This window comes from Nonomuraea mangrovi, assembly GCF_042681425.1.
Lineage (GTDB): Bacteria > Actinomycetota > Actinomycetes > Streptosporangiales > Streptosporangiaceae > Nonomuraea > Nonomuraea mangrovi.
This window is the reverse complement of sequence record NZ_JBHUFV010000112.1, coordinates 1-11946: the sequence shown is the minus strand read 5'-3', so window position 1 is coordinate 11946 and position 11946 is coordinate 1. Positions and strand designations below refer to the sequence as shown.

The following is an 11946-nucleotide window of genomic DNA, read 5'->3' as shown; positions in this document are numbered from 1 at the left end:
GCGAGCAGGAGAAGGCCGTCGCCGCCGCCAAGGCGGAAGGCGCCACCGAGGCATCGAAGGCTTTCGGCGCCAAGCTGGCCGCCGCCGAGTTCAAGGCCGCGGTCGCAGCGAAGGGGCTCGACCTGGGAGAGGCGCTCGACCTCATAGACACGACCAAGTTCGTGGACGAGCAGGGCGACGTCGACGACGACGCCATCAAGAAGGCCGTCAGCAAGCTCGCCAAGGTCGCCACGCAGAAGGGTCCCGGCCAGTCGGGCGGTGACTTCGGAGGCGGCAACGGCGGCGGCACACCAGCCCGAAGCCTCGACGAGCAGATCGCCGAGGCCGAGAAGAACAAGAACTTCCAGCTCGCCATCGGCCTTAAGCGTCAGCGAGCAGCCCAGACAACCTAGGAGTAGACCATGGCGGGGATCACCGGCCTCGGCACCACCTTCAACCTCCCGAACTACACCGGGGAGCTGTTCGGCCTGACGCCGGAAGACACCCCGCTCCTGTCCTCCATCGGCGGCCTCACCGGCGGCGGCCAGACCACCAGCGTCGAATTCGAGTGGGAGACCTACGACCTGCGCGACCCCGGCCAGCGGACCAAGGTGGAAGGCGCCGCGGCGCCCACCTCCGAGGAGCGCGTGCGGGCGAACGTCACCAACGTCGTCCAGATCCACCAGGAAGCGGTCGGGGTCTCCTACACGAAGCAGGCCGCCTACGGCCAGGTCGCGTCGCCGCAGTCGGCGCCGTTCAACCACAACGGCGGCAGCAACCCGGTCACCAGCGAGCTCGACTGGCAGGTGCAGCAGGCGATCAAGTCGGTCGCGCTGGACGTGAACTGGTCGTTCATCAACGGCCAGTACGTGAAGCCGACCACGAACGCGACCGCCCGCCAGACCAAGGGGCTGCTCGCCGCGATCACCACGAACCGCATCGCCCGCGGCACGTCGGTGACGGGCGCCACCTCAGCGACCGACATCATCACCTCTACCGGCCACGGCCTCGTCGACGGCGACAAGATCGTGTTCACGGCGGTGGGCGCGGCGACCGGCATCATCCCCGGCCGGCTGTACTACGTCGACCAGCTCGACGCCAACACCTTCAAGGTGTCCAGCAGCTCCGGCGGCGCGGCGATCACGCTGGGAACCGCGACCGGCATCGCCTTCACCAAGTCGTGGGCCACGGTGCTCACCACGGACCACCTCAACGACCTGGTGCAGCTCGGCTACGACAATGGCGGCTTCTCCGAGCAGACCACCGCCACCTTCCTGGTCAACTCGGTGCAGAAGCGCGCCATCACCAAGGCCGCCATGTCCGCCTACGGCCAGTACACCGAGACCTCCCGCAACGTCGGCGGCGTCAACGTCACCACCGTCATGACCGACTTCGGCACCTTCAACATCATGCTCGACCGGCACATGCCGCAGGACACGATCGTCGCCGTGTCGCTCGAGCAGCTGATGCCCGTCTTCATGTCGATCCCGAACAAGGGCGTCTTCTTCGAGGAGGAGCTCGCCAAGACCGGCGCGAGCGACAACGTCCAGATCTACGGCGAGATCGGGCTCAAGTTCGGCAACGAGCGCGCCCACGCGGTCATGACCGGGCTCAAGCTCTAATGCCGACGTACGTGAGGGCTGCCGGGGGGCACGTGGCCGAGCGCATCGCGCCCGAGCCCGGCAGCGACGAAGAGCAGCGTCTCGACCAGCTGGCCGCCGATCCGGCGTCCGGCTGGCGGCGCATCGAAGACGTGGAGGGGGCGGTTGGCCACGGGGCCGCCCCCTCCACCCCTACTGCGGGCGGCCGACCGCGCAAGAACGCGTCCGAGGCCGTCTGGCGCGACTGGGCGGTCTCCCACGGCATGGACCGTGAGCAGGCCGACGACCTGACCAAGGCTCAGCTGATCGAGCTGGCCGACCAGCTCGAAGAGGAGTAGCCATGGCGCGCGTCGTCATCACCAGCCCCACCGTCCCGTCAACCGCCGGCGTCGCTGTCACCCCGACCACGTTCACGGTCGATGGGATCTCGATCCCGAACGGCACCAAGCGCGCCCTCCGGGTCACCAACGGCTCTGGCGCGAGCGTGAACCTCACCGAGAAGTTCGGCCCGGCCGCCGCCGTCGACGGCGTCGCCCCCGCCGACCGGGTCATCCCGCTCGCCGCTTCCGCAACGAAGTGGTTCGGCCCGTGGTCGGGCGCGTACGCCCAGGAGGACGGGTCGGTCTACATCGACATCTCCCTGCCGACCTCGGTCACGTACGAGGTTGTGGAGATCACCCCCAAATAGGGGGTCCATGAACGCGCGGGCGGGCCTCGCTGGGGGGTGCTGACCCGCCCGCGTTCAACTTCGAGCCGAGGGAGGCGTGCATGGCGTACGCGACCATCGCTGATCTGGTCCCGGCCTACGTCGACCCCGAACCCGCCGACGCCGAGCTGCTGCTGACGCGCGCGTCCCGCCTCGTCGACGGCGCCCTCCTCACAGCCGTCTACCCCGTCGACGAAGACGGGCTCCCCACCGAGACGGCGCACGTCACCGCCCTGAAGGAGGCGACGTGCGAGCAGGTGGCCGCGTGGCTGGAGGCTGGGGAGACCGGCACCGGCGCCACGGCCGAGTACCGGGACGTGCAGATCGGTTCGGTACGGCTGGCGCGCGGCGGGCGCGGCTCTGAGACCGGGGCGGGTGGTGGAGGCTCGGCCGCCGCCCGCCTCGCCCCCCAAGCCCTCCTGATCCTGCAACAGGCCCAGCTCACCGGGCACGAGCCCTACACGTACCAGGCCTGCGAGGCGGCCGATGGGTAGCATCCCGGCCTTCCTCCTCCGCCACACGGTCGAGATCGAGCCGTTCGAGGGCGAGGGCCCGTTCGGTCCCGAGTTCGGCACGGCCGTCACCGAGCGTGCGTTCGTCGACGAGAAGCGCCGCCTGGTGCGCGACGCCGAGGGCGCCGAGGTCGTGTCCGAGACGACCGTGTACATGCGGCTCGCAGCGACCTGCCCGGCCGGGAGCCGGGTCACCGTCAACGGCCGCACCAGCTACGTCATCACCGCCTCACGGCGAGACGGCGGAGGCCTCCCAACACCCGACCATCTCGAAGTCGCACTCCAGTAAGGGAGGTGGTCGCGGTGGCGCAACGGTCCACGCTCAAGCTCGACACCGGCCAGCTCGACGCGCGCATGCAGGAGGGCGCGGTGAAGGGCCTGAAGGTCGCCATGGAGCACCTGCTGCAGGTCAGCCGCGAGGAGGTCCCTCACGAGGAAGGCACGCTCGAACGCTCTGGCACGCCGTCCGTGGACGCGTCCACGTTGACGGGCGCCGTCTCCTATGACGGCCCGTACGCGGTCATCCAGCATGAGGACCTCACCTTCAGGCACGACAGCGGCCGGAAGGCGAAATACCTGGAGGACCCCTTCGACGCTGAGTCGGGGACGATGCAGGAGCTGATCGCCGCCGAAATACGGCGGTCCCTGCGATGAGCTGGACCACGAACCTGCTCACCGCGATCGCCGAACACCTCGCCGCCCAGGGCGTCGGCGTGTGGCATTCCCCGCCGTACACCGCGGCGGAGACCGCGATCGTCCTCGGCCGCCTCCCCACCACACCCGACCGGGCCATCGCGCTGGCCGCGTACGGCGTCGACCAGTTCGCCGACGACCCGGTCAACACTGACGGCACCCAGGGCGTGCAGCTGCGCATCCGCGGCATCCCGCTCGACCCGCGCAGCGCCGACGACATCGCCGACAACTGCTTCGACGCGCTGCAGGGGTGGCAGGCGCCGGCGGCCGGGATCCTGCTCTGCACCCGCCGCATCAACGCCCCCATGGGCGTCGACACGAATCAGCGGTGGGAGCGGGCCGACTCCTACCACCTGCTCGTCCACCGACCCACCACCAACCGTCCCGGATAACCAGGGAGATCACCAATGGCAACCCGTTCGCTTCTGGCCTCCGCCTGGGCCCTCGACGTCAACACCGGGACCAGCGCAGTACCCGTGTGGACCCCCTACAAGGGCATGAGCTCCTTCAAGGAAACGATCGAGTCGTCCAAGGAAGACGACTCCGACTTCGACTCCGAGGGTTGGGGATCTGATGAGATCACCCAGCGGAAGTGGAAGCTGGAGACCGAGGGCAAGCGCAAGCGCGACGCCGACAACGAGGCCACGTTCATCGCCGACCCGGGCCAGCAGGCCGTGCTCGACGCCGGCAACCTGGTCGGCGTCGGCTCCGACATCGAGATCAGGTACTACCGGCGCGATGGTGCCCCCGACGCGTGGCAGGGCCGGGTGTCCGTGGAGTACGGCGGCGGTGGCGGCGGCGTAACCGCGCTGGAGCCCTTCAACGTCACCTTCAACGGCAAGGGCAAGCGCACCGCCATCACCAACCCCGCAGCGTAGGAAGGGCGTACCGAGCCATGCCCAAGTTCCCCGAGGTCGCCGCGTTCCTCGGCGAGACCCTCGACCTGCCGATCAACGGCACCGTCTACAGCGTGCCGCCAGTCGACGCCGAAACTGGCGTGCGGCTCGTCAGCCGCTTCACCGAAGTCGCCAGCAAGGCGGACGACGAAGAGGTTTCCGACGACCTGACCGAGATCGCCCTGTATCAGGAGACGCTCGGCCCGGTCTACGCGCAGCTGCTCGCCGCGAAGGTGCCGTGGCCGATGATCAAAGCCGCTGGTCTCACTGCGCTGACGTGGCACCTCCACGGCGAGGACACCGCGCTCATCGTGTGGGAGCGGGGCGGATTCCCAAAACGAGCATTGACCTCGACGACGGCAGAGCCTCCGGTGATCCAGGGGGAGGTCCTATCGACCCCGTCACCGGACTCCGAGAGTGGTACGACCCCGAACCCGAGGAAGGCGCGGACATCACGTGGGAGGACCTCCTCTCCCGCTGGAGCCTGATCGAGGCTGACCTCCACCAGGTGTACGGGACCGACCTGGAGGAGCCCGGCCTACTCCGGGCGCGCACCTGGCGGTGGCTGCGGTGCCGCATCCTCGGCCTGCTCAGCGATCCCAAGACGCGTCTGTTTCGCGTGCTCCGCGACCGCGAAGACCAGCACACCCCCAAGCGCGCGCAAGACGATCACAGCTTCGACGACTACGAGTAGCTCCTGGGGGTGGTCGTCGTGGCTCTCACCGTCGGCGAGCTGGTCGCCTACGCCACCATCGACAAGGACGACTTCGGCCGCGGAACCCGCGGCATCGCCGCCGACCTGAAGTCCCTGCAGGGCTCGACCAGCTCGACCATGCAGTCGATGGAGACCACGGTCACCCGGTCCCTCGCAGACATCGAGCGGGCGATCGCGGACGGCCTCGACCCAGCGGCAGCCATTCGTGAGCTGGATCGGCTCGAAGCCTCCCTCGACCAGTCGTTCGACGACATGCTGGCCGACGCGGACCGGTTCGCTGCCGAGCTGGAGCGCGAAATCGACCACGCCTTCGGCGAGCTCGACCAGCGCCGGTACGGCGAGCTCGACTTCGAGGTGCACGCCGACATCGCCGAGGCGCTCGCCGCCTTGAAGGCGCTGGAGGCGGCGGCAGGGGAGGCCGGGGAGCGGGCGGCCGACCGGTTCTGGCAGGACGCGCGGGGCCGCTGGCATGACGGGAGCGGCCGGTTCGTGTCCGAGGCCGTCGCCATGTTCGGCGACGTTGCTGACGGCGCCCAGAAGGCTGGCGACGCAACCGGTAAGGCTTTCGAGGGCGGCATGAGCGTGCTCGGAAAGGCCGGGCCCGCCAACGTGGCCATCGCCGCCGCCGCGATCCAGGCGCTGCCCCTGATCGCAGGAGTGGCGGCGGGCGGCATCGTGGCCGCCATCGGCGGAGGCCTGGCCGCGGTCGGCTTCAAGGCGGCCGCCTCGTCCGACCAGGTGCGGCATGCCTGGTCGGAGACTGCGGACGAGATCAAGAAAGAGCTCGCCGACGTCGCCAAGCCCTTCGAGGGCAGCGCGATCCGAGCCGCCGAAGTCGCCGAGAAGGCGTTCGACCGGCTCAAGCCGTCCCTGAAGCGGATCTTCGCCGACCTCGTCCCCGACGTTGATCACTTCATCCGGATGGTCGGACAGGGCATCGGGTCTCTCGGCCCCACCCTCGCCCGGCTCGGCGACGCCGCCGGCAACGTACTGCGCGAGCTCGGCGACCGCATGCCCGCGATCATCGACAACATCTCCGACACCCTCGACGCCCTCACTCAGATCGCCAACGAAGACCCGCAGATGCTCGCCAACCTCGTCGAGGACGCCACCGAGCTGCTGCGGATCGGCGCCGAGGTGTTGCGCTGGGCTGACGAGATCAAAGCCTTTGCCACGCTCCCGATCGACGCATCAAACGCCGGCAACAAGTTGTTCGAGGCGATGTTCGGCGCCACCCCCGAGCAGATGCAGCAGGACATGGACAAGCTGCCGCTGATGCTGGCCCGAATCCAAGCGGATGCGGCCGCGGGCGCTCTCGCCATCCAAGGCGTCGGAGGCGCTGGGGATGATGCGGCGTCCGGGGTGCGGAACCTGACAGCCGCCCTCGAGGAGCTGTTCGACCCGGCCGCCGCCGCGCTCAACGCCGAGATCCGGCTGAAGGACGCACTGAAGGAGGCCGCCGCGGCGGCCAAGGACAAGAAGACCACCGAAATCGACCGGCTCAAGTCGGTTCAGGACATCACGCGCGCGGTCGCGGATGCGGCCAAGGCGGAGTCGGAGCGGACCGGCAAGACCAACGAGTCGAGTGCGGCGTTCGCGCGCCAGCTGCCCACGCTGATCGACCTGGCGGGCAAGAACGACGCCGCGAGGGACGCGGTGGCCGGGCTCGGGAACAGCCTGGGCGTCACTATCGGCCGGACGGACGAGGGCAAGATCGCCATCGACAAGTTCGGCAAGGCGGTTGTGACCCTGCCGGACGGCAAAAGGGTCAAGATCGACGCTGACACCGCGAAGGCGCTGACGGATCTTCAGACCACGAAGAACAAGGTCGACGACGTCAAGGACAAGAAGGTCAAGGTCGACGCCGACACGGGCCAGGCGGTCAAAGAGGTCGGCAAGGTCAAGACCGGGCTCGACGGCCTCAAAGGCCAAGCCCAGAAGGCAGGCCGGGATCTCGGGGCCGGCCTGACCGCTGGTATCCGGTCGATGATCGGCGACGCGATCGCGGCCGCGAAGAGCCTCGCCCAGTCCGCGCTCGACGGCGCCAAGAACCTGCTCGGCATCCGCTCCCCGTCCACCGCGATGGCCGAGGTCGGCCGCTGGACCGTCAAGGGCCTCATCCAGGGCCTGGAGTCCGAGCAGGGCAGCGTCAAGACGACGATCGAGCGGATGGTCGACCAGATCAAGGAGGCGTTCAAGTCCCAGCCGGACGTGGCCGAGGGCCTGTTGGACTTCGTCCGGAAGGGCAACAAGAACCTCGAGGACCTCGCCCTGCAGCGTGAGGCGCTGGTGCAGAAGCTCGCGGATGCGAAGGAGATGGCGAAGAGGGTTGCTGGGTCTGCTCAGGAGTGGGCGGACATCACCGGCATGAAGGCCGAGGACATCACGGGCGCTGGTGACATGGCGGCCGAGCTGCAGTCGAAGGCCAGCGCGATCAACAGTTTCGCCAACAACATTCAGACGCTGGCGAAGCGCGGGCTCAACAAGAAGATCATCCAGGACATCATCGACGCGGGCGTCGAGCGCGGAGCGAGCTTCGCCGAGATGCTGGTTGGCTCCGACGGTGCCGAGATCAAGGCCTTGAACAAGGCGCAGGCCGCCGTCGACAAGGCCTCCAAGAAGCTGGGGAAGGCCAGCGCTGACGCCATGTACGACGTCGGCAAGAAGTCCGGTGAGGGCTATCTGAAGGGTCTGCAGGATTCGCTGGCGAAGCTGGACGCCGAGATGACGAAGATCGTCAAATCGTTGGTGGCGGCCATCAAACGCGAACTCAAGATCAAGAGCCCGTCGCAGGTCATGGCCGACATCGGCGTCAACACCATGGCCGGATGGATCGTCGGCGTCCAATCCATGGCCGACGCTGCCACCGCCGCCATGCAGGACGTCATCAGCAGCACCGTCAAGGGCAGCATCCCCCTCGACCCCACCATGGGCAGCTTGAAGCCGCTCACGGGCGGGCTACGAGACGTCGGCGACGTCTCCCAGCACGGCTTCACACCGCCCGCTGCGCCCGCAGCGGCGACCCCAACCGGCGGGGTGACGGTCACGATGCACGGCACGACCATCCGCGAGGAAGCCGATGTGCGGCGGGTCGGCGCCGAGTTCGGGTTCGAGTACACCGCGCGAGCGGGAGCGTGAGGAGAACAGCATGTGGGATCCCGCGAGCGGGGAGACGTTCGGCGAGTACGCGCGGCGCAAGAACCTCCAGGTCCGGCCTGTGGGCTGGACCTGGAGGACGCGCGACCAAGTAACGACCGGCCGGCGCGAGGACGGCGTGGCGTACGAGCGGCGCGTCGACCAGCTGGGCAACGAAACCCGCGAGCACTCCGACGGCCGCCGCGACGCCATCATCAACCTGCCGATCTGAGGAGCTAACGGTGGCCATTACGAGGGACCTCTGGTTCGTGGACACGCAGGTCAAAGCCCTAACGAACCAGATCGCGCTCAACTTGGGCGATGCGACGGCGGGCGCTTTCAAGTTCGCGCTGTTCCAGGACTCCGTCACCCCCGACGCAAGCCAGACCAACCCCGCATACGGGTCGTCGCCGTTCTCCAGCGGCGAGGTGAGCGGCGCCGGCTACACCGCGGGCGGCCTGGCGCTCACCTCGATCCTCTTCGAGGAGCACCCCAGCCAGGCCGGGTTCATGCGCTGGAAGTGCGCCAACGTCTCCTGGTCGAGCTCGACCATCCCCGCGGCCAAGGGCGGCCTCATCTACGTGCCCGGACTGTCCAACCGCGCCGTGCTGTTCCGCTCCTTCATCCAGGAGTACTCCAGCCAGGACGGCACGTTCACGGTCAATTTTCACGTCGACGGCGTGGCCAAGCTGGGCCTGCTCGGCCCCACCCTGTAGCCCGCTTCCGATCCCGTTCCGCCCCGCCAGCGTGCGGGGCTTTCGCATGAAAGGAGCCGGTCATGGCTCTGTACTGGGCTGCTTCGGGTGCGATGGCCACCACCGCGTCCCTGGCGACCGTGGGGACGACCACCACATTGAAGACGCTGTTGCAGATCGCCAGCCCGTCCACGCGGATGCTGCGAGTGGTGGAGTGGGGTATCTCGTTCGGCGGAAGCGCCGCTGCCACGCCGATCATGTGCGAGCTGATCCAGACTGACGTCGCTGCCACCGTGACGGCGCACGTCGCCGCCGGGGTGCAGCCGTACGACGACCCCAACGCGCCTGCCAGCCTGGTCACACTGGGCACGTCGGCTACCGGTTACAACGCCTCGGCTGAGGGCACGATCACCGCGACCCGCACGGCCGACGCCCAACTGGTCGCCCCGACAACCCAGTACGTGAAGCAGTGGCCGCTCGGCCGGGAGTTCGTCCTGCCTGTCAGCAAGTTCCTGCGCGTCCGGGTCAAGGCCACCACGGCGGGCGTCGAGGCCTACACCTACGTGGTGTGGCAGGAGGCGTAGATGCCGATCGCCGTCCACGGCTCCACCCCGGCGACCGTCTCGGCAGCCTCCAGCACACTCACCACCACCTCGTTCACGCCCCCCGCCGGGTCCTTGCTGGTGGCGTGCATCGGGTGGGAGCGCAGCTCTGACGCCGCCGCGGCCACCACCCTGTCCAACACCGGCACGGCGCTCACATGGACGGAACGCGTCGTCCGCAACAAAGACGATGCGGGCGGCAACTTCGGGTGGGCGGGCATCAGCACCGCTTTGGTCGGCGCATCCCAGTCGATCACCGTGACCGCTTTGAGCGCCAAGACCGGCGACGCGGGCGGGCTGAAGGTGTTCGTGGTGACTGGCATCGACCCTGTGACGCCAACGGGCGCGGTCGGTGAGGGGTCCAGCACCGGAAGCGCGGACAAAGATTTGACGGTCACCGCCTACACCTCGACGCAGCCAGGAAGCCGGGCGTTCGGGATCGCCGCTGACTTCCTCCAGCGCGGCACGCCCACCTCCTCCGACACCGGGTTCGGATGGGACATCGCCGGCCGCATGTCCGGGATCGCCGTCCACAAGGCCGCTGACAGCGGCCTTGCCGGATCGTCCGTGAGCTTGAACTTCAACGCGGCGGCGGCGGATCCCACCTGGAACTGGGCGGCGCTCGAGGTGCTCCCCGAAACTCCGCTCGCGCCGCGCCCGTACGTGCTGGGCCAGGCCGTGCAGCGCGCCGCCACCTGGTGATGATGAAGGAGGCCTGATGGCCCGTCTCGGGCGTAGTCAGCCGATCCCGGTCAGGATCGGTGGGCGCCGCATCTACCACCAGGCGTCCGTCGATCTCGGCGCGTTCACGCTCGGCTGGGAGTTCCCGGCGCTGACTGTCACCTCGCCGTCGGTGACGATCCCGCTCAGCGTGTTCACGCTGTCCTGGGAGTTCCCGAGCGTCACCCCGAGCATCGGCCTCGGCGTGTTCACCCTCAACTGGTCTTTCCCCAGCCTGGCGGTGGACGTCCCCATCAACCCGGGCGACGACCTGACCGGCCCCGGACAGCTCAGCCTCAACGGCTTCCGGATGGGGTCCGGCACGCCGTACCGGCTCGTCGGGGAGCTGATCGGCGCCGACATCGACATGCCCGGCGTCGACAACGGCAACGTCGCCAACCCCTCCAGCCACGGCGCCATGTCCGGGCGGAAACTCGCCCAGCCGCGCATCATCACCGCCAACTTCTTGGTCAAGGCGCCACGCGACCAGATCCAGGAAGTGATGGAGGACTTCCGCGACAACACGCCGATCGCCGACGCCGACGAAGAGCTGTGGCTGGCGATCCAGGTGCTCGACACCATCTATGTGACGCGCGGCGCGGTTACCCGCCGGTCGGCGCCGATCAACCAGCAGTACCGGCTCGGTCGGGCCAAGGCCGTCCTTCAAGTCGAATGCTCGGATCCGCGCCTGTACGCGCGCCAGCTGTCCAGCGTGGAAGTGCCCGACGGCGCCGCCGTCGAGGTGTTCCACGCGGGCAACACGACCACCAAGCCGCTGCTGCGCTGCGCAGGCCCGGCAACCAACCCGCGCCTCCAGATCACCCGCACCCTCACCGACGGCCGCCAGGACGCCCGCGTCGTCGAGTTCAACCTCACCCTCGAGGCGGGCGAGCAGCTCATCATCGACGTCGCCAACGAGACAGCCACGATCGACGACGTCTCCCAGATGCGGCATCTGACCGGGGCCAGCATCGGCGTGGTCGACTTCGTGCTCGGCCGAGGCGCTTCCCAGATCAGCTACACCACCAGCGACGGCGACGCCCCGAACGCGGTCGTCCTGTGGCGGCAGGCATGGATCTAGAGGAGGTGTCGAGCCGGTGACTGCGTTCGTCCGTGACGTATCCGTGGGCGCCTCGGAGGCGTCGATCCCCTCCTGGACAATCAACCCGCCCCAGGCGTCCGAGGGCATGATGATGCTCGCCTTCCTGGCCGCGGACAACGGCATCGGCCAGCTCATCTCGATCAGCGGCGGCTGGACACTCCTGACGAGGATTTTCGGCCCCGTCGGCACGCTCAGCGCCGTCGACGTGTGGCACAAGGTTGCCGGCGCCAACGAGCAGCCGTACACGATCACGCAGGCGCCCACCGCTGACGGGGTCGCGGTCATCGTGTCCATCGGCGGCGCCGCGGACGGCCTTCCGCAGGTCGAGCCAGGGTTCCTCTACTCGTCCACCTCCAGCGTCACCACCCCATCGATCACGCCGAACAAGGCGACCGGGCTGGAACTGCGCTGGTCGGGCGGCGTGCCTCCGCCACCGTTCACCAGCGTCACCTGGCAGCAGCCGCCCGGGTTCACCGAGGTCGCCGACGTCCAATCCCAGAGCGTCGTCACCGGGTCGCTGTGCTCGCGGCAGATCGTCTCCAGCGCCGACACCGGCCAGCAGATCCAGTCCTCCAGCGCGCTGCTGCAGT

18 protein-coding genes are annotated in these 11946 nt (G+C 68.6%); all 18 read left to right on the top strand.

Going from position 1 to position 11946, the window contains the following annotated elements; all coding sequences use genetic code 11:
• Positions 1 to 392 (top strand): hypothetical protein (locus ACFSKW_RS54695; protein WP_379583834.1); only part of this gene is annotated, 392 nt, incomplete at its 5' end.
• A gap of 9 nt (positions 393 to 401) precedes the next feature.
• Positions 402 to 1601, top strand: a complete 1200-nt coding sequence (locus tag ACFSKW_RS54690; RefSeq protein ID WP_379583832.1) for an SU10 major capsid protein — start codon at positions 402 to 404, stop codon at positions 1599 to 1601.
• Between the two features lie 11 nt (positions 1602 to 1612).
• Positions 1613 to 1918, top strand: a complete 306-nt coding sequence (locus tag ACFSKW_RS54685) for a hypothetical protein (RefSeq protein ID WP_379583830.1) — start codon at positions 1613 to 1615, stop codon at positions 1916 to 1918.
• A gap of 2 nt (positions 1919 to 1920) precedes the next feature.
• Positions 1921 to 2268, top strand: coding sequence for a hypothetical protein (locus tag ACFSKW_RS54680; protein WP_379583828.1), 348 nt, complete (start codon positions 1921 to 1923; stop codon positions 2266 to 2268).
• Between the two features lie 80 nt (positions 2269 to 2348).
• Complete coding sequence (locus tag ACFSKW_RS54675; RefSeq protein ID WP_379583826.1) at positions 2349 to 2780, top strand: hypothetical protein; 432 nt, start codon at positions 2349 to 2351, stop codon at positions 2778 to 2780.
• Positions 2773 to 3087, top strand: a complete 315-nt coding sequence (locus tag ACFSKW_RS54670) for a hypothetical protein (protein ID WP_379583824.1) — start codon at positions 2773 to 2775, stop codon at positions 3085 to 3087. The genes ACFSKW_RS54675 and ACFSKW_RS54670 overlap by 8 nt, the downstream gene beginning before the upstream one ends.
• A gap of 14 nt (positions 3088 to 3101) precedes the next feature.
• Positions 3102 to 3452: a hypothetical protein gene (locus ACFSKW_RS54665; RefSeq protein WP_379583822.1), complete on the top strand. Its 351-nt coding sequence runs from the start codon at positions 3102 to 3104 to the stop codon at positions 3450 to 3452.
• Positions 3449 to 3883: a minor capsid protein gene (locus ACFSKW_RS54660; protein ID WP_379583820.1), complete on the top strand. Its 435-nt coding sequence runs from the start codon at positions 3449 to 3451 to the stop codon at positions 3881 to 3883. The genes ACFSKW_RS54665 and ACFSKW_RS54660 overlap by 4 nt, the downstream gene beginning before the upstream one ends.
• A gap of 15 nt (positions 3884 to 3898) precedes the next feature.
• A complete protein-coding gene (locus tag ACFSKW_RS54655; RefSeq protein ID WP_379583818.1) occupies positions 3899 to 4369 on the top strand; it encodes a phage tail tube protein in 471 nt (156 codons plus the stop codon).
• 17 nt (positions 4370 to 4386) lie between these two features.
• Entirely contained in the window at positions 4387 to 4875 is a 489-nt protein-coding gene (locus tag ACFSKW_RS54650) for a DUF7426 family protein (RefSeq protein WP_379583816.1), read from the top strand.
• Positions 4876 to 4895: 20 nt separating this feature from the next.
• Positions 4896 to 5081, top strand: coding sequence for a hypothetical protein (locus ACFSKW_RS54645; RefSeq protein ID WP_379583815.1), 186 nt, complete (start codon positions 4896 to 4898; stop codon positions 5079 to 5081).
• A gap of 147 nt (positions 5082 to 5228) precedes the next feature.
• Positions 5229 to 8240, top strand: a complete 3012-nt coding sequence (locus ACFSKW_RS54640; protein ID WP_379583813.1) for a hypothetical protein — start codon at positions 5229 to 5231, stop codon at positions 8238 to 8240.
• Between the two features lie 10 nt (positions 8241 to 8250).
• The gene (locus ACFSKW_RS54635) at positions 8251 to 8469 is read left to right on the top strand and encodes a hypothetical protein (protein ID WP_379583811.1); all 219 of its coding nucleotides are present in this window, start codon (positions 8251 to 8253) and stop codon (positions 8467 to 8469) included.
• 10 nt (positions 8470 to 8479) lie between these two features.
• Entirely contained in the window at positions 8480 to 8953 is a 474-nt protein-coding gene (locus tag ACFSKW_RS54630) for a hypothetical protein (RefSeq protein ID WP_379583809.1), read from the top strand.
• Between the two features lie 62 nt (positions 8954 to 9015).
• Positions 9016 to 9516 (top strand): hypothetical protein, encoded by a 501-nt coding sequence (locus ACFSKW_RS54625; RefSeq protein WP_379583807.1) that lies wholly within the window; start codon positions 9016 to 9018, stop codon positions 9514 to 9516.
• Positions 9517 to 10236 (top strand): hypothetical protein, encoded by a 720-nt coding sequence (locus ACFSKW_RS54620; protein ID WP_379583805.1) that lies wholly within the window; start codon positions 9517 to 9519, stop codon positions 10234 to 10236.
• Positions 10237 to 10252: 16 nt separating this feature from the next.
• On the top strand, positions 10253 to 11335 hold the full coding sequence (locus ACFSKW_RS54615; RefSeq protein WP_379583803.1) for a phage tail family protein: 1083 nt from the start codon (positions 10253 to 10255) through the stop codon (positions 11333 to 11335).
• 16 nt (positions 11336 to 11351) lie between these two features.
• The coding region (locus tag ACFSKW_RS54610) for a hypothetical protein (protein WP_379583802.1) at positions 11352 to 11946 on the top strand (595 nt) is incomplete at its 3' end.

Bases quoted from the DNA above. Each gene is read 5' to 3' on its own strand.
- ACFSKW_RS54690 (WP_379583832.1), top strand. From the start codon at position 402: ATGGCGGGGATCACCGGCCTCGGCACCACCTTCAACCTCCCGAACTAC.
- ACFSKW_RS54680 (WP_379583828.1), top strand. From the start codon at position 1,921: ATGGCGCGCGTCGTCATCACCAGCCCCACCGTCCCGTCAACCGCCGGC.
- ACFSKW_RS54675 (WP_379583826.1), top strand. From the start codon at position 2,349: ATGGCGTACGCGACCATCGCTGATCTGGTCCCGGCCTACGTCGACCCC.
- ACFSKW_RS54670 (WP_379583824.1), top strand. From the start codon at position 2,773: ATGGGTAGCATCCCGGCCTTCCTCCTCCGCCACACGGTCGAGATCGAG.
- ACFSKW_RS54660 (WP_379583820.1), top strand. From the start codon at position 3,449: ATGAGCTGGACCACGAACCTGCTCACCGCGATCGCCGAACACCTCGCC.
- ACFSKW_RS54655 (WP_379583818.1), top strand. From the start codon at position 3,899: ATGGCAACCCGTTCGCTTCTGGCCTCCGCCTGGGCCCTCGACGTCAAC.
- ACFSKW_RS54650 (WP_379583816.1), top strand. From the start codon at position 4,387: ATGCCCAAGTTCCCCGAGGTCGCCGCGTTCCTCGGCGAGACCCTCGAC.
- ACFSKW_RS54640 (WP_379583813.1), top strand. From the start codon at position 5,229: ATGGAGACCACGGTCACCCGGTCCCTCGCAGACATCGAGCGGGCGATC.
- ACFSKW_RS54635 (WP_379583811.1), top strand. From the start codon at position 8,251: ATGTGGGATCCCGCGAGCGGGGAGACGTTCGGCGAGTACGCGCGGCGC.
- ACFSKW_RS54625 (WP_379583807.1), top strand. From the start codon at position 9,016: ATGGCTCTGTACTGGGCTGCTTCGGGTGCGATGGCCACCACCGCGTCC.
- ACFSKW_RS54620 (WP_379583805.1), top strand. From the start codon at position 9,517: ATGCCGATCGCCGTCCACGGCTCCACCCCGGCGACCGTCTCGGCAGCC.
- ACFSKW_RS54615 (WP_379583803.1), top strand. From the start codon at position 10,253: ATGGCCCGTCTCGGGCGTAGTCAGCCGATCCCGGTCAGGATCGGTGGG.